General features: G+C 41.8%; 24 protein-coding genes. 19 read left to right on the forward strand and 5 right to left on the reverse strand.

Annotated features, from left to right (window positions below; all coding sequences use genetic code 11):
• Positions 1–102: 102 nt before the first annotated feature.
• Positions 103–1,485 (forward strand): tRNA 5-hydroxyuridine modification protein YegQ, encoded by a 1,383-nt coding sequence (yegQ, locus tag QE177_RS07940; protein ID WP_280548534.1) that lies wholly within the window; start codon positions 103–105, stop codon positions 1,483–1,485.
• A 469-nt stretch (positions 1,486–1,954) separates the two neighbouring features.
• Positions 1,955–3,004 carry a class I fructose-bisphosphate aldolase gene (gene fbaB, locus QE177_RS07945; RefSeq protein ID WP_280548536.1) on the forward strand — a complete coding sequence of 350 codons (1,050 nt, stop codon included), beginning with the start codon at positions 1,955–1,957 and terminating at the stop codon, positions 3,002–3,004.
• A gap of 1,139 nt (positions 3,005–4,143) precedes the next feature.
• Here fbaB and QE177_RS07950 read toward each other — a convergent pair.
• On the reverse strand, positions 4,144–4,953 hold the full coding sequence (locus QE177_RS07950) for a hypothetical protein (RefSeq protein WP_280548538.1): 810 nt from the start codon (positions 4,951–4,953) through the stop codon (positions 4,144–4,146).
• Positions 4,954–4,983: 30 nt separating this feature from the next.
• On the opposite strand from QE177_RS07950, the gene QE177_RS07955 reads away from it, so the two are divergent.
• The 3 genes from QE177_RS07955 to QE177_RS07965 are packed head-to-tail and all read left to right on the forward strand — an operon-like array spanning position 4,984 to position 8,091.
• A complete protein-coding gene (locus QE177_RS07955; RefSeq protein ID WP_280548540.1) occupies positions 4,984–5,139 on the forward strand; it encodes a hypothetical protein in 156 nt (51 codons plus the stop codon).
• Positions 5,136–7,526, forward strand: coding sequence for a replication endonuclease (locus tag QE177_RS07960; protein ID WP_280548542.1), 2,391 nt, complete (start codon positions 5,136–5,138; stop codon positions 7,524–7,526). The genes QE177_RS07955 and QE177_RS07960 overlap by 4 nt, the downstream gene beginning before the upstream one ends.
• A complete protein-coding gene (locus QE177_RS07965; RefSeq protein WP_280548544.1) occupies positions 7,519–8,091 on the forward strand; it encodes a 3'-5' exonuclease in 573 nt (190 codons plus the stop codon). The genes QE177_RS07960 and QE177_RS07965 overlap by 8 nt, the downstream gene beginning before the upstream one ends.
• 182 nt (positions 8,092–8,273) lie before the next feature.
• Here the strand turns inward: QE177_RS07965 and QE177_RS07970 are convergent, their stop codons facing one another.
• Positions 8,274–9,215: an Rpn family recombination-promoting nuclease/putative transposase gene (locus QE177_RS07970; protein WP_280548546.1), complete on the reverse strand. Its 942-nt coding sequence runs from the start codon at positions 9,213–9,215 to the stop codon at positions 8,274–8,276.
• A gap of 530 nt (positions 9,216–9,745) precedes the next feature.
• Here QE177_RS07970 and QE177_RS07975 point away from each other — a divergent pair.
• Together QE177_RS07975 and QE177_RS07980 are read left to right on the forward strand one after the other, a co-directional pair.
• On the forward strand, positions 9,746–10,027 hold the full coding sequence (locus tag QE177_RS07975) for a hypothetical protein (RefSeq protein ID WP_280548547.1): 282 nt from the start codon (positions 9,746–9,748) through the stop codon (positions 10,025–10,027).
• A 377-nt stretch (positions 10,028–10,404) separates the two neighbouring features.
• Positions 10,405–13,530, forward strand: a complete 3,126-nt coding sequence (locus QE177_RS07980; protein WP_280548549.1) for an SIR2 family protein — start codon at positions 10,405–10,407, stop codon at positions 13,528–13,530.
• A 249-nt stretch (positions 13,531–13,779) separates the two neighbouring features.
• Here the strand turns inward: QE177_RS07980 and QE177_RS07985 are convergent, their stop codons facing one another.
• The 3 genes from QE177_RS07985 to QE177_RS07995 are packed head-to-tail and all read right to left on the reverse strand — an operon-like array spanning position 13,780 to position 17,615.
• Positions 13,780–14,841, reverse strand: a complete 1,062-nt coding sequence (locus QE177_RS07985; protein ID WP_280552243.1) for a site-specific DNA-methyltransferase — start codon at positions 14,839–14,841, stop codon at positions 13,780–13,782.
• Entirely contained in the window at positions 14,834–15,859 is a 1,026-nt protein-coding gene (locus QE177_RS07990; protein ID WP_280548551.1) for a phage portal protein, read from the reverse strand. Before QE177_RS07990 ends, QE177_RS07985 begins: the two co-directional genes overlap by 8 nt.
• 1 nt (position 15,860) lies before the next feature.
• Positions 15,861–17,615 carry a terminase ATPase subunit family protein gene (locus QE177_RS07995; RefSeq protein ID WP_280552244.1) on the reverse strand — a complete coding sequence of 585 codons (1,755 nt, stop codon included), beginning with the start codon at positions 17,613–17,615 and terminating at the stop codon, positions 15,861–15,863.
• A gap of 155 nt (positions 17,616–17,770) precedes the next feature.
• Here QE177_RS07995 and QE177_RS08000 point away from each other — a divergent pair, with 155 nt between their 5' ends.
• From QE177_RS08000 to QE177_RS08055, 12 genes are all read left to right on the forward strand, one after another.
• Positions 17,771–18,613, forward strand: coding sequence for a GPO family capsid scaffolding protein (locus QE177_RS08000; protein ID WP_280548553.1), 843 nt, complete (start codon positions 17,771–17,773; stop codon positions 18,611–18,613).
• A 41-nt stretch (positions 18,614–18,654) separates the two neighbouring features.
• Positions 18,655–19,782: a phage major capsid protein, P2 family gene (locus QE177_RS08005; protein ID WP_280548555.1), complete on the forward strand. Its 1,128-nt coding sequence runs from the start codon at positions 18,655–18,657 to the stop codon at positions 19,780–19,782.
• A 107-nt stretch (positions 19,783–19,889) separates the two neighbouring features.
• Positions 19,890–20,435 (forward strand): phage terminase small subunit, encoded by a 546-nt coding sequence (gene gpM / locus QE177_RS08010; protein WP_280552245.1) that lies wholly within the window; start codon positions 19,890–19,892, stop codon positions 20,433–20,435.
• Positions 20,436–20,529: 94 nt separating this feature from the next.
• Complete coding sequence (locus QE177_RS08015) at positions 20,530–20,997, forward strand: head completion/stabilization protein (protein ID WP_280548558.1); 468 nt, start codon at positions 20,530–20,532, stop codon at positions 20,995–20,997.
• Positions 20,994–21,197, forward strand: coding sequence for a tail protein X (locus tag QE177_RS08020; protein WP_280548560.1), 204 nt, complete (start codon positions 20,994–20,996; stop codon positions 21,195–21,197). The genes QE177_RS08015 and QE177_RS08020 overlap by 4 nt, the downstream gene beginning before the upstream one ends.
• A 2-nt stretch (positions 21,198–21,199) precedes the next feature.
• Positions 21,200–21,511, forward strand: a complete 312-nt coding sequence (locus QE177_RS08025) for a phage holin family protein (RefSeq protein ID WP_280548561.1) — start codon at positions 21,200–21,202, stop codon at positions 21,509–21,511.
• Entirely contained in the window at positions 21,504–21,920 is a 417-nt protein-coding gene (locus QE177_RS08030) for a structural protein (RefSeq protein WP_280548563.1), read from the forward strand. Before QE177_RS08025 ends, QE177_RS08030 begins: the two co-directional genes overlap by 8 nt.
• On the forward strand, positions 21,917–22,309 hold the full coding sequence (locus QE177_RS08035) for a hypothetical protein (RefSeq protein ID WP_280548565.1): 393 nt from the start codon (positions 21,917–21,919) through the stop codon (positions 22,307–22,309). Before QE177_RS08030 ends, QE177_RS08035 begins: the two co-directional genes overlap by 4 nt.
• A 134-nt stretch (positions 22,310–22,443) precedes the next feature.
• Complete coding sequence (locus QE177_RS08040; RefSeq protein ID WP_280548567.1) at positions 22,444–22,869, forward strand: phage tail protein; 426 nt, start codon at positions 22,444–22,446, stop codon at positions 22,867–22,869.
• Positions 22,866–23,495 carry a phage virion morphogenesis protein gene (locus tag QE177_RS08045; RefSeq protein ID WP_280548569.1) on the forward strand — a complete coding sequence of 210 codons (630 nt, stop codon included), beginning with the start codon at positions 22,866–22,868 and terminating at the stop codon, positions 23,493–23,495. Before QE177_RS08040 ends, QE177_RS08045 begins: the two co-directional genes overlap by 4 nt.
• A gap of 101 nt (positions 23,496–23,596) precedes the next feature.
• Positions 23,597–24,220 carry a phage baseplate assembly protein V gene (locus QE177_RS08050; RefSeq protein ID WP_280548571.1) on the forward strand — a complete coding sequence of 208 codons (624 nt, stop codon included), beginning with the start codon at positions 23,597–23,599 and terminating at the stop codon, positions 24,218–24,220.
• Entirely contained in the window at positions 24,217–24,558 is a 342-nt protein-coding gene (locus QE177_RS08055) for a GPW/gp25 family protein (protein WP_280548573.1), read from the forward strand. The genes QE177_RS08050 and QE177_RS08055 overlap by 4 nt, the downstream gene beginning before the upstream one ends.
• The last annotated feature ends 1 nt before the right edge of the window (position 24,559 follow it).

The following is a 24,559-nucleotide window of genomic DNA, read 5'->3' on the forward strand; positions in this document are numbered from 1 at the left end:
CCGGTTAATTTGGCTTTCATCCCATAAGACGTTAGAATTAACAACTTAAAACTTATCCGCTTAAGAATAAGTACTGACTTGTTATCAGATTGAGAACTCATCATGTTTACGCCAGAATTACTTTCTCCCGCAGGTTCACTAAAGAACATGCGTTATGCTTTTGCCTATGGTGCTGACGCTGTTTATGCTGGACAGCCTCGCTATAGCCTCCGTGTTCGTAACAACGAATTCAATCATGAGAATTTAGCTAAAGGTATTAAAGAAGCCCATGAAATGGGAAAACGTTTTTATGTGGTGGTTAATATTGCGCCGCATAATGCTAAATTAAAAACCTTTATACGTGATCTTACTCCGGTTATTGAAATGCAACCGGATGCTTTGATTATGTCCGATCCTGGTCTAATCATGCTAGTGAGAGAAACATTTCCAGCCATGGAGATCCATCTTTCGGTTCAGGCAAACGCCGTTAACTGGGCAACAGTAAAATTTTGGCAACAAATGGGATTAAGTCGCATTATTTTGTCTCGTGAACTCTCTATTGAAGAAATTGCGGAAATTCGCCAACAAGTGCCTGATATTGAATTAGAGATTTTTGTTCACGGCGCACTTTGTATGGCCTATTCTGGCCGTTGTTTACTATCGGGTTATATCAATAAACGCGATCCCAATCAAGGAACCTGCACCAATGCTTGTCGTTGGCAATATAAAGTACAGGAAGGAAAAGAAGACGCAATCGGTAATATTGTTCATCAACACCCACCGATAAAGATAAAAAATATTCAGCCAACTTTAGGTAGTGGGCAACCTACTGACAAAGTTTTTTTGATTGAAGAAACGAAACGTCCCGGTGAATATATGACCGCTTTTGAAGATGAGCACGGCACCTATATTATGAATTCGAAAGATCTACGGGCAATCGAACATGTAGAACGTTTAACTCAGATTGGTGTTCACTCATTAAAAATTGAAGGACGCACCAAATCCTTCTACTATTGTGCTCGAACTGCTCAAGTTTATCGCCGAGCTATTGATGATGCCGTTGCAGGTAAACCTTTCGATCCTACATTATTAACCACATTAGAAGGCTTAGCTCACCGAGGTTATACCGAAGGTTTTTTACGTCGACATACTCATGATGCATACCAAACCTATGAATACGGTTATTCTGTTTCTGATAGCCAACAATTTGTTGGTGAATTCACCGGCCAACGCAAAGATGGGCTGGCAGAAGTAGACGTAAAAAATAAATTTAGCCTGGGTGATAGCTTAGAGTTAATGACACCGGCAGGTAATATCCAATTTACCTTAACTGACTTATTTGATAAAAAAAATCTACCTATTCAAGTGGCACCAGGCAATGGCTATAAAGTTTACCTCCCCATTCCTGCGGACGTTGATCTGCATTTTGCGCTATTAATTCGCAATTTGGCTGGAACAACAACCAGAAACCCCCATGGCAAGCAACAACTGCAAACGGTAAAATAGCTGCAAATACTAAAGTAAACAGTAACAAGTTTGCTTTAGTTATAACCTTTTGTTATCAATTTAAACGATCTTAAATAACGATAAAATTAATGCATAATTTAAGCAAAAAATCCCATTTTTATGTATTAGATCACAGCAACATAATATTTATTATCATAAGATAGTTAGCGAAAAATGTAGAACTAGAAATTAATAGTAAGACTAGGAACCACCTTCTTTGCTAACTCAATCTCCCTTGAGTTAGCTTTTTCTTTTTGTAGCCGATAAATTTCTACTCTTTTGCCAGCCAATATTGTTAAGCAAAACAACAGTAAATAATTAATAAAATAGTGCACACCACTTTAACTAGCAACGCGAAAACTAACATTAAACTGAAGCGATCCACCTCTCTTAACTAAGGCAATGCAGCTTGTTTTTCAAACGATAATGGATAACAATCAATCACATCGTCAATAAATGGGAGTAAATCATGACCGATATCGAGACACTGCTAGGCTCTGAAGCTGACAGTCTATTACAACATCGCTGCCAAACCATCGCCCAAGAAAAATTATACCTACCCTGCAACGATTTTATTGATCGCGTTATGATAGATAATAACCGCCCAAACTCAGTTTTACGCTCAATGCAAACCCTTTTTGATCACGGCAGACTCGCCGGTAGTGGCTATCTTTCAATACTGCCAGTAGATCAAGGCGTCGAACATTCAGCGGCGGCCTCTTTCGCAGCTAATCCACTCTATTTCGATCCTAAAAATATTGTTGAACTGGCTATAGAAGCTGGATGTAATTGCGTCGCCTCTACCTATGGTGTTTTAGCCGCAGTTTCACGTCGTTATGCGCATAAAATTCCTTTTTTAGTAAAACTGAATCACAATGAAACACTCAGTTATCCAACTCAATATGATCAAACGCTTTATGCCAGTGTTGAGCAAGCTTTTGCCATGGGTGCGGTTGCGGTTGGTGCGACCATTTACTATGGTTCATTGGAGTCTCGACGCCAGATTGAAGAAATTTCCGCTGCCTTTGAACGCGCCCACGAACTGGGGATGGTGACGGTTCTATGGGCATATTTACGCAATTCAGCCTTTCAAAAAGGAAAAAATGATTATCATACTAGTGCCGATCTTACTGGCCAAGCAAACCATTTAGCAGCAACCATTGGCGCTGACATTATTAAACAAAAAATGGCAGAAAATAACGGTGGCTTCAAAGCTGTTGGCTTTGGTTACACCGATGAGCGAGTATATAGCGATTTGACAACCGATCATCCGATTGATTTGGTGAGATATCAATTAGCAAATTGCTATATGGGTCGCGCTGGGTTAATTAATTCCGGCGGTGCTGCTGGTGCAAATGACCTAAAAGAGTCGGTTCGTACCGCCGTGATCAATAAACGTGCCGGTGGTATGGGATTAATTCTTGGCAGAAAAGCATTTAAAAAATCGATGAAAGAAGGTATTGCCCTTATTAATGCAGTGCAAGATGTTTATTTAAATAAAAAAATAACCATCGCTTAGCCTTTACAATTTAATTACCTCCGATGGTATTATTAATAATAGAAATGTTTACGGTGATAAATGCTAATTTTGTATCACCGTTTATAATTTTTTATTTTATTAAATAGTAACTACAGAAAATTATTTTCACTCTATATACAAATTCTCACTATTGAATAATGTCGATATACAACAAAAAGCCAAATATAGTAGATCCTGACAAAATTAATAACAATAATGCCATAATATCGAAATAAATAAACGAATAAGTTTTTTCACTAATTATCACTTTATTTATTAGTTCTAGTTCGCGAGTGATTAATATTATTTAGTGAGCACATAAAATTAATATTTGATCATCATAATATTGATTAAAGATCACAATTTTTATATTTTATAAATTAAATAATATCCAGATAATATTATAGAAAGGTAAAAACAATGTTAAAATATCCATATAGTTTTGATACTTTCAGCAATTTTTTAGCTAAATGTGGTTTAAGTAAAATAGAACTAATCTCAAAAGGATATTGCTTTTGTTATCAACTACCGCAGGGAGTAAGCATCTATTTATATAAAAACGGTACCATACTAATACAAGGTAATCCCGCAATCAAACAAGCTATTGAAATAACAATAAAAGCATCGCTGCAAAAAAAGTTATAGATTCAACTAATGAAAAATATTTATTATACCTACGTAAGATAGTTTATAAATAATGGTTTATTATTAATAAGAATAAACCAGATGAAATAGAAGCCAATATCTTGATATTAGGGATAATAATTATCATCGCCATTATTCTTATTTCTTTAATACAGCAATGAAATACATCCACTAACAAAATATATTTTTACTGCGTTCTTAATAGCTTTATAAATTTTATTTATAATATAAAATTAAATTGCTAATAATTGTTAATTTATAACCATACTATTTAGAACCAGTAGATCAATTGTAAACCGTTCCTTTCAATAGAGCGAATAAGATTTAGTCATGTTGTTCTTTTATACAATAACAAATCTAACATAGTTAATGATAACTTATTCTATTTAGTACTGTTTCATTAAAACAGCACCAAATAGACGGCAGTTAACCAGTAATATTAATTTATGAAATAACATTTTATCATATGAGTCTTTTAGTATTTTTGATCATATTTAATATTTAAATTTGATGGGTTCATATCTAAATGCTCTATGATTAAATATGTTAAACTTCGAATATGGGTTAGTTTTATCAACCCTATAAATATGCCGCTCGGCAAATCTTTCTTGTAAAGCATAATAAAGATTTGATCGCTCCGCCTCCCGAAAAAGCTCAGTCATACCTGGATTTTTAGGGGTACCCGTTACTTTAAAGTTACCCGTTACCGGTGCTGTATAGCTTTTTACATCCTTTTTCAACACCTGTCCAAGTCGATAACCAAAAGAATTTTCTCCGCCCACCCCAGAGTAGCAAGCTATTGTTCTGACATTACTATAATCATCAAAATTATAGCGAGATTTTAAAAGCTGAACTAATTCGTCAACATCCATATTTCTCCATCCGTTTCTTTGTGGGACAACGAGCAGTGAACCCTCACCAATCGCTTGACCATGAGAAACAATATTAAGACGGTTAGCATTTTTATAAGTATCGCTAAAGGTATATAAGCCATCAGCTAACAACTCAACTTGCCTCATCGTGCCACCTAAGGTCAATCGGGTATTTTTTATCGCCCCGACACCTTTCGCGATGCCTTTACTCAACGCAAATATTCCCATCGCGGCTGAAGGTATACCTAACCCTAATGAGGCCCAGCCATACTGCTCTGAAGCTTGAGGATTTTTTTCTTCCAGCGCACCAGAAATAATGGCGGTTGCTCCACTAGCGGCTTCTAAGGCAGTCAATCCTAAAGCAACTCCTACGCCAAATTTCAGTGATAAGCCAAATGTGAGCGGCGCCAGTAGAAGACCAATACCACCCACAATAATACTCGCCCATCCCCAGCCGCTGATATGGCCACTAGGGTCGCTGAAGTTTATCGGATCACCATCACAAAAGGAAATTATTGCCGTGCTGGGAAGTCGCTAATGAACACTATCGACCCCAAAGTGGGCGTTTATATCGACGCTACCCGTTTTCCAAAAACATTGGGCAGTGCGCCAATATGAGACATCGAACAATCGATTTTAGTGTCTCACCCGTCACTTATCCCGCCGATATGCAATTCCAATATTGGTGGAATAAGCCACGCCATCAAGCAGTCTGTTATCCAAGACCGCTTACCCGTGAGCAGATCGTTCAGGGGCAAAGGATTTTAAAAGATATCGCCTCTTTACCTCCTATGTTGCGTTATCGTTATCAAAAACGTTACGACACGTTAATTAAAGATAAAGGCTTACATACCGCTCATCACTTCCTCTATTTCACCTTTCAGCAAAAAATCTGGCCACGGTTAGTGGCGGTTAATCAACGTTATGAAATGCAATTAGAACAATGGCCGCTTACCTTTATCAAAACCGTTGATATCGGTAATTTCAATCTGTTACCGACTATGAATGATAAGAAGCTTAAACAATTAGCCACCTCAATTGCGGCCGGCTTTTTTAACTTCTATGAAAGCCAGTGCGATAACCTCATTGCTAGTCATGGCGGTGAGCGGGCAGTGATTTTCGATGAGGCTAACCAAACCACTATTTATGGCCGACTAGCCGAGTTGTCGCTCGCCTTACATGTCAATCCAGAAAACTATCCATTTTATCAAGCAATTATGCGCAATCGGCAACAGTACAATAGCCAGCAAAATATGCCGCTGCGTAAAGTCTATGCTGCGATTGCCCGTTTGATTAGTCGCGACTATTGGCTGCATAAACTTAAATCTCACCGTACCAAATGGCTGGAATCGCTCATGATTGCCGCCATGCAGGTTTGTCAAAATAACCAACCTTACGCCAGTCAACAGGCGATCCGCGCGGTAAAGTCACAACGACTAGCGAATTTACGCTATTTACAAGCAATGCAAATCGAAGATATCGACAGCGGTGAACGCTTCGATTTAATCGACAAAGTAATGGCCAGTATTTCAAACCCGGAAATCCGCCGGATGGAGCTCATGGCACAAATGGCCGGTATTGAAAAAGTCGCGATGGAGCGCAAGGATATTGGCATGTTTGTCACCCTTACCTGTCCGTCCAAGTACCACCCCACCAAATTACGCCAGCGCGGTAAAAACAAAATTGCCGTGATTAACCATAAATGGAAAAATGAAGCTTTTACGCCGAAAGATGGCCAGCGCTATTTAGTTAAAGTTTGGTCGCGTATTCGTGCTGCCTTCGCTGACAACGAAGTCAATGTTTATGGTGTCCGGGTGGTAGAGCCTCATCATGACGCCACCCCACACTGGCATTTGCTACTTTTTACCGATAAGACTAGTCGCGCCAAAGCGATTGAGATTATGCGCCAAAAAGCACTGGCGGATGAGCCTGACGAAAAAGGTGCGCAGCAACATCGCTTTACATGTAAGCATATGAATAAAGGCGGTGCGGTCGGTTATATTGCTAAATACATCGCTAAAAATATCGACGGTTATGCACTAGAAGGTGATGTTGACTTTGAAACCGGCAAGCCACTGACTGAGATGGCCGCCGCCGTCACTACCTGGGCGTCAACTTGGCGTATTCCACAATTTCATTTTTATAATCTCCCGTCAAAAGGGGTTTACCGCGAATGTCGCCGCTTAAGAAGCGTATCCGTTGTCGACAAATTAGGCGAAATCGCCGAACAGGTTAGAAAAGCAGCCGATGAAGGTGATTTTGCTGCTTATATTCAAGCCCAAGGCGGCCCCTGCACTCCACGCAATCAACAAACCCTGCGCGTTGCCTACCAATCCAACGACCAGCTCAACGCTTATGATGAAGAAGTGCAAAAAGTGGTTGGCATTTATGCCCAACTTAACCCCACCGCCGAGATGATTAAAACCCGTTGCCGCAAATACCGATTAGTAAAGAAAGTCCCTGCTAGCGAGGACGAGGAGCCTTTAAAAAGCGCCATCGGCGCGCCTCGGAGTTCTGGCAATAACTGTAGAAATGGGGGTTTAGTCACCTTATCAGATATGAGCTATTTCGAGCCTAAACGTGCTTCTCGCCTCACAAATCATCTACATGAATATGGTTTTGCCTTTACCAAAACGGACGCTGAGAGCGCCAGAGAGAATGTTCTACCGCCCGATAAAACCCGGGTAACGATTTCCCGCCTAAAACTGACCGAAAAAGAGGCGGCGTTAAGACCCAAAATTAAGCATTTTATCCAGCAAGCGGGGCTGAGTTTATCCGAAGACCCACTTATCGATATGTTTATTAAAGGGATGTCACTTTCTGATGAGGGCCATCTCTTCACTTTTGACGGTGACCAGATACGATTTAGTGAATCGGATGCCCTGAAAAATAAAAGAAAACAAGTCGTTAAAGCCAAAAAAACCACGCAAAAACAGCAATATCAAAAACGGTGTACAGAGATAGTGACTAACATAATGAAAAAACGGGAGAAAACAGATGAATAAATTTTCACATTTAATGATTGATCTTGAAACGATGGGTACCCGGCCAACCGCCGCCATTGTTTCCATTGGGGCCGTATTTTTTGACCCGGAAAGCGGGTTATTGGGTGATGAATTCTACGAACGCATTGAGTTGAATTCAGTCATTCAACACGAAGAAACCACCGTAGAAGCCGACACGATAAAATGGTGGTTAACCCAATCCAGTGAAGCCAGGCGAGAAATCGTCAAAGACGGCCTGATCAGTATTCAGCAGGCACTCGATCGATTTTCCGGTTTTATTACCCTATCCAGTGTACCCGATACGCTAAAAGTTTGGGGTAATGGGGCAACCTTCGACAATATTATTTTGCGTTCAACCTATGAACGTTTTGGCTTCTCTGTGCCGTGGCGGTGGTTCAACGACAGAGATGTCAGAACCGCAGTAGAGTTTGGTCGCTGTCTCAATTTCGACTCCAAACGCCATATGCCTTTTGAGGGCATTCAACATAACGCATTAGCGGATGCAAAACATCAGGCTAAATACCTTTCTGCAATCTGGAAAAAGGTGATCAACAATGAAATTTGAACGTAACGAGACTGCAGCGTGATTTGGCGGGTTATCTTTTAAAATCAGTGAGTTATTAGCATAAAAGCCACAAAAAATCAGAATTGACTTATTTCGTGGCTTTTATTCAAAATTAAAAAATCTATCTAAGATAACCGTAAATGGATATTGCTCGCTTTCGGTGTCAAAGGTGCTATTGGACATCAATCCTGATATAACTGCGCCATATCACTATCAGAAAGACCGGTAGACAGTTTTACGGTTTCTCTATCAACACCATTTTCAAGCAACTGGCGGGCTATCTTAAAGGCCGCCAGTCTTTCGCCTTCCCGCAGACCTTCAAGTTTTCCTTTTTGCATACCTTTTTGCATACCTTTTTGCATGCCAATTTCTTCAATTTGTTGAGCAATCGTCATCAGTGCCCCCTCATATTTATTTGATTTTTTGGCAATATCCGTGATAAACGCTATCGGATCTTTGGCGTTACCTTCTTGAATCAGGTAATTTATCACCGTTACCACCTGTTTTTCTGTATAATAATCATACGACAACAATTTAGCAATTTCGTGCAATAATTCTGACATATCCCGCCGTCGAATGTGTTTCTGAATTAACGTAAGTAAAGCCATACGGCGGTGTTGCATAATTTGTCCATCGTCGAGCGTTGTCACATCAACTAATCTGAACGGTTGAGTATAAATTTTTTCAGCAAGTTTCCTATCGCTAAAACAGTCCAGCCAATAGGTACTATGCGGGTGAGGACTTTTCTCGCCCGCATAAAAAAGGATCGGGAATACTATTGGCAATTTTTTGTGACCATTTTCCAGATGTTTTTGCATTGCGGCCATACTGTATCTCATCAGACGCCAAGCGATGAGTTTGTCAGGGGTTGACTGGTGCTCGATAACACAATAAAGATAACCCGCGCCTTTTTTGGTTTTGACCGAATAAAGGATATCACTTTGATAATTCTTCATATTTTCGTCAATAAAAGAGCCCGATTCCGGGTGGAGCGTGTCTAAATCACACCGTGCTTTAATATCACCAGGCAACCAAATATTAAAAAAATCTTTAGCCGTTTCTTTTTCGCTTAAGAACTGTTTGAAAACAGCATCGTGGGGAGTTTGGGTGAATTTTTTACTCATCGGGATAGGATTCCTGTGTAACAACGACGCATTAGGTTATCATAAAAAATAGACTATACTGATAATCGTAACCTCGTTATTTGAGATGTTGGCAAAAACGCACAGGATTTGATTATCGTACGTTTATTTTTTGCTTTTTTTGTATCTGACCTTACCTGCCTGCAAAATCATCATTTTAAGCCTGTTTTTTATTCCTTCATTTAACATAATTTTTCACATTTACGCTTACGAGTAAAGCGGTGTCTAAAAGTGTATAATTTTGCGTAAATTTGCGTAATTTTTTTACCCTTATTTTTTGTGATCTAAGCCATATATCGTCTAGGCTCAAGAGGGTTTTAATAGTGCGTAGAAAACGCTACATTTAGTGAGCAGGCGTGGCGGGGCTATGACTGCGATTTGTGGATATTTTTTAAAATATTACATTTTAATGTTTCTATATTGACACAAATAAAATTATAAAGATTCAATTTGACTCAATAAGAATGTTATTGAATAATGAAGCATCTTCCTACTCATACTAAGGTGTTTATATGGAAAATAAAAAATCTGATTCACTTAGCCGTTGTATATCTTTGATGCAATTTCCTCGTAGTACTAATGATAAAAATGACTCCATTCAAATGACTGTGCGTCTTAACAATTTTAATCACATATTACTTTCAGCATATACACATATAACAAATAATAATAAAAATGATGCTATTAATGAAATATTAAAGTTGGGATTAACTACATTAAGAGATGAACTCGAAGCAAATAAACCTGATCTTAGTGCAGTCTTTAATAATCTATGTCAAGAAATGGCAAATTAACCGTAAAAACTCAATTTTTATCCAGATAAAAAACAATAAGAAAATAAATATTTCCGTCATGAAACAAAAAAAAAACGCCAGATGACCAGCAAGATAAGGCTTAGAAAGGAAAATTAACACGAAATAGTTGTATAACTATTTATTAAAAAATAATGCTATTTATAAAAATTCTTTTTTTATTAAAAACTTATTCTTTCAAGGTTTAGCGGTTATTTTTTAGCTGAGTTAAAAAAACCGTAAGCATTTCAGAGTCATTATAGTAACTAAGATAGCCTCTCTGACAAGTGAAATATAATATCTACTGATATTAAAGCTATATAGAAGCCGACTTACCGCTATTACTTTTAATAACTCTAACCTATTAGGAAACATTCACATTGAAGATACACAATTATGATATGCTTGTTCAATCTCTCCTTATGGATATTAGAAAAAGAGAAGAGGTCTGTTTCTTATTTGGTTCAGCAATCAGTTTACCCGATACTGGAATAGGCATGCCTTCAACTGATGAAATGGTTGATATAATAAGGAACTATTTATCTAAATTTGATATTGATGGATTAGATGAATATATCAGAGAAAACAACGAATTAACAAATTATCAAGCAGCTTTTGAATTTTTGCTAGCGGTTTGTACTCAAGAAGATGTTAAAGAAATTTTGCAATTGGCGGTCAACCGAGCTAAAAACAGCGAAGGTAAGTGGATTTTACCCAAAACATGCCTAGATTTTGCAAAACTAGTATTCTCCGATGCGCTTAAGGTTAGAGATATTCTAACAACCAATTTCGATCCATTTATTGAAGAATCCCTAGAAGCAGTAAATAGTGATAGACATCTTGATATAAACAGAATTGTGCTAACTGAGGATCTATCATTTGATAGTAGCACCAGCCATAATAATGTCCGTATAAATGTCATTCATCTCCATGGTTATTTTGACAGTGACACGATGCATACTCCCGACCAGCTTACAGCTAATCGAGACGAAATTATCGCCAGTTTGAAAAGAACACTTGGACACCGCAAGCTTTACATTATTGGTTATGGTGGATGGGATGATATTATTAATCAGACTTTAAAAGAAATGGTCAATGAAAAGAAAGGAAAATATAATATTAGATGGGCTTACTTCTCCGACAATGAGCAAGAAATAAATAAAGATAACAGTGCTTTTTTTTCGGCTTTGCTCCCTGCTCAAGTACTCTCACGTTTTCATGCTTATAAAGGTGTAAATTGCCGAAATATTTTTGAAGAAGTTAACAGAAGAGCACACGGCGTTAATATGAACATGATCGAAGATATAAATGTTATCGAAAAAGTATCTTCTGTTAAGCCTGATGGAGTAGTACCATTAATTAGTTTGTCTGATATTTACAATCCACCGCAAAAAACCAACGTTATTATGTTGAAAGAATTCCCTATCACCTTCGACCCTTCTCATAACAGGATTCGTTTAAGAGAACAAGAAAAGGCTCGCGAATACCTAAGGACTGATGGTAGTTTTACACTGGTCAGCGGATTGGGTTACGGCAAGTTTGAATTTTCAGCATCCTTCCTCATGGATGAAGACCCAGAATATACTGCACTTCATTTGGATTGCTCAGATATTCAAAACAAAAATGAGGTTTCTGATCGTTTTATCAGAGATATTGGCTTAGACTTCACCACTCTTGTTGCGACTAGGGATACCAATAAACTTACAGTTATTTTCTTTGATAATATCACTGAACCTAATCCAGAAATCATTCAATATTTCAACGAAATAATCAGTATCTTAAAGGATTATGAAGAGGGTTTGAAAGGTATATTTTTTACGAATCGTGAGCTTAACTTGACGAATAGGACAGTTGAGCTTCACCCACTAAATTTGGCAGATGTTAATGAGTACCTTTGTCACCATTTGTCATCTCAGCTTACTCCAGACGAGCTTGAACAAATTACTCGAATATCATCAGGTCTACCAACTAAACTTGATAAACTTAAAGAACATTTTTCTATAACCTCCGTCTCTCATGTTCTGAACACCCCAAGAGAAGAACTATACAGTGAATCAGATCTACTGATAGATAGCATACCCAAAAGGTTGCTTAACTTCATATCAGAGCTATCCAAAGCTGAAAGCGAGGAAAACAAGCGCGTATATTCCTTACTTCAAGTACTTTGCGTTCTTGAATGTGGGGAAGAACCTAAAAATATTATGAAACAATTCAGTTCTCATAAATTCAAACTCGATGACTTTCTGAGATTAGTAAATAATGGACTTACTCACTCAGTCGAAATAGCGCATCTAAAAAATTTTAGAGTAAACAGGATTGATCCCATCATCAAAGATTATGTCAGAAGTAAAATTGATAAAGTTACTCTCAAAAAAATAAGACTAGAAGCAATTAAAATGGTATCCGGTGATATCTGGTTTAACCATCGTGTTACTATATCAAGAACCACACAAATACTACTTGATAACATTGACTTCCAACCAGGAAACGCACATCTCCTAATTATTGACGCCCTGAAAAACCCTATCGATAAAAAAGATTTAAAAATATATTATGACGCTGCGATATCATATGCCTTTTTCCTTGAGCGTAAGTGCCGATACAAAGAAGCCATTTCGTTTGTTAATGAAGTACTTTTATACTTTTCTGAAGAAAAAAACCTGTCCTACTATCGGTTAATTAATTATCTTACTGAAAGCATGCGTATGCTTGATCGTGAAAAAGAAGCAATTGATATACTAGAACAAACGCTTTCTACTTACACTCCTGAAAACCGTTATTACAATCGTTCTCTATATGAAAGTATGTCTTCAGGCCTTCTATTGGCATATTCTCATTGTAATAAAGAAAAAGCGTTTACTATGGCTAAGAATATAAGAAAAACGTCTAAAAAAAACACATACAGACGTTTTCTTTCAGAAAGTATTATCCTTGAAAAAAAATTTTACGGAACAGAAAAAGTCGAAAAATTACGCAGATTAGAAAAAAAAGCACGGAACCATAACAATATTACAATAGCCAACAATATTAGCCTTGATTTAGCTGTATTAGATCCCTCTTCAACTCAGCAATATATATCAACAGTCCTGTCATCCGAAAAATCAAATTATACTATGGTGCGTGCTACACTAAAAAAAATCGAGGTTATCCTATCAGATGCTAATATCACGCATATAAATAGCAATGATATTAGGAGTTTGATAGCATGTTACAAATACTTATTCATCCAAAGAATGGATTGGCTTTTTAACCGATGCCATGTTCTCTTATGGAAAGCTCTTCTACTTGAGAGCAGATTTGAAGAGTTATTTGATGTGTTATTAAGCAGCTCACTAGTATGGAGAGTTGCCGGCAGTATAGATAAAGAAAAAACCTATAATCAAGAAATTATTGACGCCTTAGGTGTGCATGCACAGAACTATCCAGCTAATATTGCTTATATTCATAGACGTCTTAGTGCCCTCTCAACTATACCAGAACTCTCGTCAGCGCGAATATCAAACTAATAACATTATTCAATAGGTAACAAAGTTATGGTGTAGTAATTTTAAATCTTCAAAAACAACAACTTGTCGCCTAACGATATAATCATTAACATTTATATCGAAGAAAAAAACATTATAATTATAACTACACAAAGTAATTTATCGGGATATCAAATAATTTCTTAATTTGTTATTGAAAATCTATTTCTTTATAACAAGCAGATGAAAATGAATTACTATTCAATTTTATCAGTTAAAATGGTATTACCTTCATATTCGTAATCGTTCTATCTTCTGTTTTATTTGTTCAAACCATTTTTGTTCCAGTTCAACACCTAAACATCGTCGGTTAAGTTTTAACGCTGCTTTAATCGTTGACCCTGATCCCATAAAGAAGTCAGCCACTAAATCCCCCTCACGACTACTGCTGTTAATAATATGCTCCAGCATTGCCGCCGGTTTTTCACAGGGATGTTTACCCGGGTAATATGACACTGGCGAAAAATCCCATACGTCCGTATATTTCACCTCAGCGGTAACCGAAAAATAACGCCTTACTAACTGATATTGGGCGATGAGTTCATGATACTTAATCTTAAGAAGATGATGCTCACTGATGAGTTTCGGATATTCGCGGCTAAGGGGATTACTGAGATGATTTTTTGAAGCGACCCGTTCAAACAACCGCTGCAACTTGTGATAATCGTCTTCACACGGCAATTGCCACTGACTGTAACCAAACCAATGGCTGGTCATTTGTTTACCAGTGGCCTGTTCAATTTGTTTAGCGCTGATGGCTAATGCTTGCTTGGCCTGTTTGAAATATTCAATCAAGGGGGCAAAGACATTATTTTTTAACTGCCGGCACCGGCTAATATAGTCACTGGTTTTAGCCTGATAAAGTGCTTGATAATGTTCAGCAAAGAGAATCCGCTCGGTCGCCGGAAAATAACAGCGCAAACTGGCTTTATGACTCTTTCGCCATTTTCCGGAGGGTTTGGCCCAGATAATATGATTTAATACCTTAAACCGCTCACGCACTAATCGCTCAATATCGGCGGCTAATCGATGACCACAAAACAGATACAAACTGCCATTATGTTTTAACACCCGCCAAAATTGCGATAATAGCGCATCCAGCCACCCTAAATAATCGCTAACGCTGTCCCACTGATTATCCCACGGGCAATAATCTTTGACCCGAAAATACGGCGGGTCGGTGACAATTAAATCAATACAATCTTCCGGCAGGGTTTTGATGTAGCTGAGCGCATCGGCATTAACTAAATGAATATCATTAACATTCACCCTTATTATCCCCACCTTATTCATCACCTAACGAATATTCTGCAAAACGCATCACTTCTTTACCCAGCCATTCATTAAGCTGTTTCATTTTGCTTTGCAGCGGCAACAACTCATTGCGCACAAAGACTTTCGCCGCCTTTTCCACGTCACCAAAACCCCCGACATTACCGGGAATAATGCCCATTAATTGTGGGGGCACACGATGGGCCGCTAACATATCGTCCCGGCTGACATTTTTAATGTTTAAAAATTCATCTTTGGCGGTCGCTTCGGATAAGGGGATTGCTTGTATCCCGTCTTTTTTGCCGCCTGGTGCATATAAAAACAGATTGCGAAAATTACCTGGCCCTTTACTGCTTTTCATCGCTTTTCGTATATTGTCCATATCCTGCGGGCTTTGCACCTGGTCACTGACATAGAGGATATAACCGGCATGTGAGCCATTAAGATAATATTTACGGCGAAAAAGGGTTGAGGCTTCATTGAGCAACACCGACGCCAGGGCCGCTAAATATTCTGGCAGGCCGTAGATTTCCTGATTAACATCGGGTTCAATCAGGTGAAAAACCTGACCGACTGGAAACGGATAGGGTTGACAATCCTCGCCGTACTCTACCTGCCAGTAGGTGACTAAATCTTCACCTCGGCGGGTAAATTTGGCCGGGATGGTTTTAAGCGCTCGTGGCTGTTTCAGGGCATTGTGCCTGCACTCCAGATAAGCATTGCCAAACAGTAAAAAATCCAGCGCAAAACGGTCAAAATCCTGCCGGCTTAATAACGGATGGGGGATAAAGGTACTGGTCAGAATATTGCGTTTCACATAAATTGCACTGCTATGATGCGGCGCTGCCCGAAAAAGACGTGACAGCCCCTCAAAACTGACCGGCGGCTCATAGTAGTTATCGGTTAACAGACAAGTTAAATAATCAAAAATCTCCCGGCGGTCAAGGACAGGGACAGGCTCACCAAACGTAAACGCTTCCATCGCATTATTGGGGTTATTTCTGGTCATTTTCTGTTGTTTTTTCGGTTTACGTCGCATATTAAAAAACCTCAACAAGATTACGGTGAAGACGGTTCTCACCGGTAATAGGTTCATGATACAGAGCATGCATGGTCGCCCAGGCTAAATCGGCGTGGCTGGCTTCTTCACTGCGGCAAGCTTCATAGGTGGGTTGATTGCCGCTGGCGGTGGTGGAACGGCGAATGGCCATAAAAGCGCGGGTGATATCATGGCTGCCGGCGTCATATTCCAGTCGGTGATGGCTAATGACATCCCAGGCTTTCAGTACTAAAGCATTTTTTAGCGCCGGGTTATAAACAAATTCACGGGCCGCCGGAAAAAACTCCCGCACATTTTGTAATACCCCATGGCCAATACCGGTCGAATCAATTCCGATATATTGCACGTTATAGCGTTCGGTCAGCGCTTTAATGGCATTCGCCTGCGCGCGAAAATCCAGCCCGCGCCATTGATGGTGCTCCAGAATCCGGAATTTACCGCCTGATGTTTTCGGCGGGGCTATCACCACACAACCGGCACTATCGCCATTTTGGCTGCCTTTAGCGGGGTCATAACCTATCCAGACCGGATAATACGCATAGGGGCGTGTCATCATCGGCTGAACATCGTCCCACACTTCCCAGCTATCGACCAGACATGACTGCATCAATGACAATGAGAAAATCGAGGCAATATCATCGACAAACTCACACATCAATAAGTTTTGATACTCATCAGGGCTGTATTCCAATCGCAATTGATGGATATCAAATAAATCACAACCACCTTTTATCGCATCCTCGATAGTGACAATTTGCCGCCACTGACCATCAGCACATAATTTACCGGACAATAACGCCGCGTGGCTGATATCAATGTCAACGCGATTAGCTTTAGATCGTCCTCGGTTAAACAGTTTTCCAGACCAGAATGGGTATGCGCTGTGAGTCAGGCTTGAAGGCGTTGAAAAGTAAGTTTGGCGCCATTTTTTGTGCATCGCCATCCCGCTGGCCACTTTACGCAATTCCTGAAATTTCTGTATCCAGAAGTACTCATCAATGTAGAGGTTACCGTGGTAGCTTTGTGCGGTGCGGGCATTGGTGCCTAAAAAATAGAGGGTTGCACCATTGGGTAACACAATGGGGTCGCCTTTGAGATCAACATCCACCTCGCGAGCCATATCAATGATGTAACCCTTAAAAACGTGGGCTTGTGCTTTACTGGCCGACAAAAAAATCTGATTACGCGCAGTGGTCAACGCATCTATCAGCGCTTCACGGGAAAAATAGTAGGTGGCCCCAATCTGGCGTGATTTAAGAATGTCACGAATACGATATTTAAGGCCAGCGTCGTACCAGACTTTTTGATATGCGAACATATTTTCATGAAAAATCTGTCCTAATTTTTCAATCGCTTCCTCGCTAAATACGTTTTTTTCAGGCGGACGACGTTGTCCTTTGTTTCGGTTGGCTAATTTCGGATTTAAATCAACCTCATTGCCGCTCTGTTGATATTTATTAATACGGGCATGGCGCTCTAACTGACGATAAAGCAGGTCAATTTCTTTAAAATCTTTGCCGTCTTTGTTTTCTTTGCTAATTAAGGTACAAAGTCGGGCTTCAACACTCAGTTCAACCCGCTCAAATGGCGTTTTTTCGTCCCATTTATCCCGCTGTTTCCAGCTATAAATTGTTGTCAGGGATTCTCCGAGCGTCTCTGCAATATGCGCCACCCGATACCCGTTAAAGTACAGGTGCATGGCTTTTTGACGTGGGTCACTATCAACATTTTTCATGCCGCCAGCGTAATCGATAGTAATATGACCCGCTGTAGCCGGCCATTGTGTCATCACCGGTACAATGGCCGGTGATTGTTTCTCACGTCACATCGCGAAAACATAGGCTCACTTTTTTATTGATTTAACGCCGAGAGGAATGGGGAGTTTGCCTGATGACGAAAAAAACCAAACCGGTGCGTTTATGTGTCGAAGGGGCCACGACGGATGGCCGCCAGGTACAACGCGAGTGGCTAACGGAAATCGCCAATAATTATGACCCGACACTTTTTGGCGCGCGGATTAATATGGAGCACTGGAACTACGCATGGATGCCCCGCTTTGGGGATGTCGAGTCGGTGTATACCGAAGAAATTCAAGACGGCCCCTTAGCCGGTAAACTGGCCCTTTACGGCGTACTGTCTCCCACCGATGAACTGATTGAAATGAATCAGCGCCGGCAAAAAGTCTACACGTCGGTTGAAATTAACCCCAGTTTTGCCGACACCGGCAGTGCCTATTTAATTGGCCTTGCGGTCACTGACAATCCTGCCAGTCTCGGTAACGGTATGTTGCAGTTTAGTACCCAACATGGCGTAACCGCCCTGTCAACCCGCAAGCAGGCAACCCATAACGTCTTTACCGCGGCCGAAGAGACGGCGATTGAATTCACCGAAGCGGATATCCCCGTTGATACCCACACGCCGCTCAATCGCCCATCACTCCTTACCCGTGTTAAGGGGCTTTTTAGTCGTGAACAGCAACAAAACCATCGTGCTTTTGACGACATCCATAAAGCCGTTGAATACTGCGCCAGCCAGTTAACCGAAACCGAAAGTCAGGTGGCCACCTTAGCCCAACGATTGACTGAACTGGAAACCTTAACGCAGGCACATGACCGTTTAAAACGTGAATTTGATGCGCTAAAAACTCTGCTGGCCACGCAAGACCATCAACCCCAGCGCCCCGTTACACGCGGTAATGGGATGTCTTCGGCTGAGCACCTGACAGACTGCTAAGTCTGTTAACTGACATGACAGTCTGCTAAACGGAAACGATTATGCGAAAAGAAACCCGAATCCAATTTAACGCTTACCTGACCCGCTTAGGTGAGCTCTATGGTGTGGCACCGATGGAGTTTGCCACAACGAAAGTCGATATTGAGCCGGCTAAAGCCCAACGATTAGAAAGCAAAATTCAGGAAAGCGCCGCCTTTTTAAAAAAAATCAACATGGTGCCCGTCAAAGCCCAAACCGGTGAAAAAATCGGACTGGGCATTGGCACCACGATTGCCAGCACCACCGATACCACCGCAAAAGAACGTGAACCCATTGATCCGACGCAATTAAGCCAACAGGAATATCACTGCTATCAAACCAATTTTGATACCGCTATCCGTTATGCCAAGCTCGACGCCTGGGCCATTTTTAATGATTTTCAGCGCCGCATTCGGGATGCGATTATTCGCCGTCAAGCCCTTGACCGCATTATGATTGGCTGGAACGGAGTCAAACGGGAAAAAACCTCCGATCGCACAAAATATCCAAAACTGGACGATGTCAACGTCGGCTGGTTACAAAAAATGCGCTTAGAAGCGCCCGACCATGTGTTGGGCTCAACTACCGATAAAGCCACTGGCAAAACCACCGCCCAGCCAATCAAAGTGGGTCCCGGTGGCGATTATGAAAATCTGGATGCGCTCGTTATGCAGGCCGTTGACGAAGGCATTGCCGAAGTTTATCAGGACGATACTGAACTGGTGGTAATTTGCGGTCGTAAGCTGTTAGCCGATAAATACTTTCCGATTGTTAATCAGGCGCAGCCGAATACGGAAATGCTGGCAGCGGATATGATTATCAGCCAAAAACGCCTGGGCGGTTTACCGGCAGTGCGGGTGCCTTCTTTTCCCCAAAACGCCATGCTGGTGACCCGGTTGGATAATCTTTCTATTTATTGGCAAATCGATTCACGGCGCCGGCAGGTAAAAGATAAACCGGAACGTGACCGTATCGAAAATTATGAGTCCGTCAATGAAGATTATCTGGTTGAGGATTATGACTGTGCCGCGCTGGTTGAAAATATCGAATTGGTCAAGGCCAGACCTGAGCCAAAACCGGATCCTAATCCCGGTGAAAAACAGGCGATTATACCCGAAGAAACCCAAACCCCACCGGTGAATGAGGGCTAAACATGGGCAATCGGTGGCAGCAAAAGCGTTTGCAAGTACAAGCCAGAAATGTCAGTGAATACGGTGGGGTTTTACCGGATGACTACCCCAGGTTGCAGGTGCAAATGATGTTACGCCAGCATCAGCGCGATCTAAAGCGCCTGCAATCGTTTGAACGCAAGGCGCAGTACAAACAAAAAATCTTGCCGCTTTATGTCCCCTGGGTGGAGGAAGTGTTAAAAGGGCAATCGGGTGTACAAGATGATGTGTTGATGTTTGTTATGCTCTGGCGGATTGATGCCGGTGATTATGCCGGTGCGCTCGATATTGCCGAGTACGCCTTAAAACACCGCTTAAACATGCCCGGTCAGCAAAGTCGTACTACCGGTTGTGCGGTAGCCGAAGAAATCGCCGACGCCGCCAGTCACCGTTATGCGGTCAAAAAACCACTGCCGCTTGCCATCTTACAACGCACAATGGATTTAACGATAGCGGAAGATATGCCCGACAAAGTACGCGCCCAGCTCTATAAATGGCTGGGTTACAGCCAACGTGATAATCAACAGCCGCAACAGGCACTGGCTTCACTGATGCGCGCATTAGCGTTAGATAAAAACGTCGGGGTGAAAAGTGAAATTAAACAGTTGGCAAAAAGCTTGCCGAGTCAAGCGTAAGACAGCCATTACCGAGTGTGCCAACACGCCAGGGCGGCACGGGCAAACGCACGGTTGATTGCCCGTCCACCGCCCATCGATATAAGGGAAACCGATGGATTTTACTTCACCCGAGCAAAAACCAGAAGAAAACGAAACCATCCGCAGTGAGGATTTCTGGCCCTCTTTCAGTACTCAGCATTACCGTGAAACCCAGCGGCAACATGACGGCACAATCACCAATGCCCGGTTAAAAACGGCGCTGATTAATGCAGTGATTGAAGTCAATCGCGAACTGACCGACTGGCGAAAAACCCAGATGGGCCTTGGTTATCAACAATTAGCTGAGGTGCCGGCAATGAAAATTAACGAGGACAGTGAATTATGCCTGCTCTATCAGCGCGCGGTTTACGGTTATGCCCATGCCAGCCTGGCTGAACGCTATCGGGATTTTGACACTACCCCTGCGGGTAATAAAAAAGCCGATGCGTTATCACCGACGATTGATGATTTACGTCGTGACGCGATTTGGGCTATTCAGCGGATAAAAGGCGACCCCCATAACATCGCGGAGCTGATATGACGATTTATGCCTTACAGGGAGATACCGTAGACGCTATTTGCTGGCGTTTTTATGGACAGACCGCCGGTCACGTTGAGCGGGTATTAAAAGGCAATCCGGGTCTGGCCGATTTAGGGGCAATATTACCAGCCGGTACCGTTATTCAATTAGCCGAAACCACTGTCACATCGACACAACCGCAGTTACAACTTTGGGATTAACAATGTTAAATAAAGAGCCCAGTTTTGCCTTTTATCAGTGGTTGATTTTGTTGCTGCTCTCCGCTTGGGGTGGTTTTGTCCGTTATCTGATCCAAGTAAAAAATAACGAAGCCGAGCTGGGGTGGTTAAACGGGCTGGGACAAATTATTGTCTCGGGCTTTACGGGGTTGCTCGGTGGATTTTTAAGTTTAGAAATTGGTTTAAGCACCTATATGACATTCTTCGCCGCCGGCGTATGCGGCGCGATGGGTAGCGTGGCGTTATCGTATTTTTGGCAGCGGTTTACCGGCCCGGTAGGCAGAAAACATGGCTGATATACCGCGCGGTATCCGCAATCACAACCCCGGCAATATCGACTACAATCCGGCCAACCAATGGCGTGGGTTATTACCCCATGACCCTACCATTGAAAAGCGCTTTTGTCGTTTCATCTCGCCGGAGTATGGTATTCGTGCCATCATGGTTTTATTAAAAACCTATTATCATCAATATGGTTTACACACCGTTGCCCAGTTGATTGGCCGCTGGGCCCCCAATAATGAAAATAATACGACCGACTATTGCCAGCAGGTCGCCGCTAAGTTAGGTGTATCCGCACAGGCTACGATTAATGTTGATGATAAAGATATCCTGATAAATTTAACCAAAGCGATTATTCAGCATGAAAACGGTCAGCAACCTTATCATGATGCTATTTTTGTTTCGGTGGTTAACCGATTATGAAAATCTTACTGAGCTTAGTTAGCAAAACCCTGCCGCTAATAGTGACGCTTTTTTGCTTGCTGCTTTTTCGTCTCCAGCATCGTCAAATTCAGGCGTTAACCGAACAAAACCAGGCGTTAACCCACACCTTTAGCACGCAAAGTAAACAATTTCAGGCCACCTTGAAAGCCATTGAGACCACCCATGAAATATCGAAACAACACTTTTATGCCAGTGAAAACCAATGGGCGGATTCACAGGCGAATAAAATTTTTATTAAAAAAACCGTTAGTGATAATGCGTGTGCTAACCGGGCTGTGCCTGCTGCCGCTGTTGAGCGGCTGCACCAGCACACCAGCCGCATACGTGACCGTGTCTTATCCGGCGATACCCGCCCCGCTACTGGCTGATTGCCTACCACCTGTTATCGCGACGCAAATGAGCTGGGGTGAAATGCTCATCTTAAATGAGGTGCTGCTAACGGTGATTGAGCAATGCAATTTAGATAAACAAGCTATTCGAGCCATTGAGCGTAAGCGTCAACATGAAAAAACTTGCTGAATTACGCCGCTATCTGGCAGAGAAAATCGCCTACTTTACGGAAAATCCCGATAATCTGTATTTATTTGTCGAAAATGGTCGCATTGTTTCCACAATGGCCCCGTCATTATCTTATGAATATCAATACACGGTAAATCTTATTGCTGAACGTTTTAGCAGTGATCAAAATATTCTGATGGCGGTTATCATTGACTGGCTAAAAAATCATCAACCAGAGCTGTTAGCCAACCCGGATAAACGTCATGATGGATTTAAATTTGAAGCGGTGATCCACAATAATCAAACCGCCGATATTAGCATCGAATTAACGTTAACCGAACGGGTGTTAGTGACTGAAAAAGACGGCCAATATTGGGTTACCGCGATCCCGGAGCCGCCCGATCCGTTTAATGACTGGTCATCGGTATGAATGATAAGGCGCTACTGCAATTCGATTCGGCGCTGACAGTACTGTTAAAAAAATTAACACCCGCTCAGCGTAAGCAACTATCGCGCCTGATTGCCCGCGATTTGCGAATCAATCAACTCAAACGCATTCGCCGCCAGCAGAATCCTGACGGCAACCCTTATGCACCGCGCAAGGCCAGTTTTGTGACTGTGCTGCGCGCGTTACGTTTTCTCTGGCGAGGACAGCATCGGCAATTAAAAAACTGGCGTAATCAAAAAACCGCTCACGGGGAAGTGATAACTGGCATTGATGTTGATAACAATCAAGAGCGCACTTTTTATCGACGGGATATTGAACGTTTTATTGCGGTAAAAAAAGAGCGTATTAGCACACAGCGCAAACGCAAACAAACGCGTATGTTTAAAAAACTGGCCAGTGCTAAATATTTACGCCGCGACGCTAATGATAGCGAGGCGGTACTCTTTTTTTCACCGCAAGTGGCGGCGATTGCTGAAACGCACCACTTTGGTTTAACGGAAAAAGGGCGTTATCATCCTATTCGCTATCCAGCTCGACAGTTACTCGGTTTGACCCCCGCTGACATCGCCCATCTGGAAGATCAGATATTGGCTTTTCTCGCCGGTTAAATTGTCTTATCGGTCAGACAAGGCGAAAGCCGTGCGAATGCTGATTTTCCCGTGGCAAACTGCAAAATAAGAAAAAGCCTCTCCACGGAAAAGTACCAACAATGAATTCAGCCCAATTATTACGTTTAATTCGCAATCTTATTCGTGTCGGGGTGGTGGTTGACGTCAACGCGAAACAGGGCTGTCGGGTGAAAACCGGTAACCTGACCACCGATTGGCTAAATTGGCTTACCTTACGCGCCGGTTCAAGTCGCACTATGCACGCCCCAAGCATTGGTGAGCAGGTATTAATCTTATCCATCGGCGGCGAACTGACGACCGCGTTTGTGCTAATGGGTATTTTTTCCGACCACTACCCCGAGCCCACCGCCTCACTGACGGCTGATCATCGGGTTTATTCTGATGGTGCGGTGATTGAATATGAACCAGCCACCGGTGTTCTTAAAGCTAGTGGTATTAAAAACGCCCACATTGACGCGATTGAATCAATCCATGCCAGCGCTGAAAAAGTGATGGTTACCGCCAAGACAGAAATTTTGTTAGACGCCCCCGAGGTGATTTGCAGTAAAAAATTAACCATCGGTAGCCTGGATGTGAAAGCAGGCGGCACAATGACCGGCAATATTAGCCACACGGGTCAGTTTTCCTCTAATGGGATCGTGATTGATAAACATAAACACGGCGGCGTTAAACGCGGTGGTGAACAGACGGACGGCCCACAATGAGATACCTCGGTATGAATGCGATAAATGGCCGTGCTATCACGGATAGTGAACATATTCGCCAATCGATTCGCGATATTTTACTGACCCCCATTGGTAGCCGCCTTGCTCGTCGCACTTACGGTTCTTTGCTTTCTGAGTTAATCGATAGCCCCCTAACACCGGCAACCCAATTACAACTGATGTCCGCTTGTTACACCGCCTTGCTGATTTGGGAGCCGCGTATTAATTTGAACAAACTCTCCCTCACGCTACTCGCCGCCGGCCAAATGGCGGTGGATATTGCAGGCGTTTATTCCTTAACTGAAGATCCTTTTAACCTGTCTGTTTCACTGAGGTAAC

Source organism: Arsenophonus sp. aPb, assembly GCF_029873475.1.
GTDB lineage: Bacteria > Pseudomonadota > Gammaproteobacteria > Enterobacterales > Enterobacteriaceae > Arsenophonus.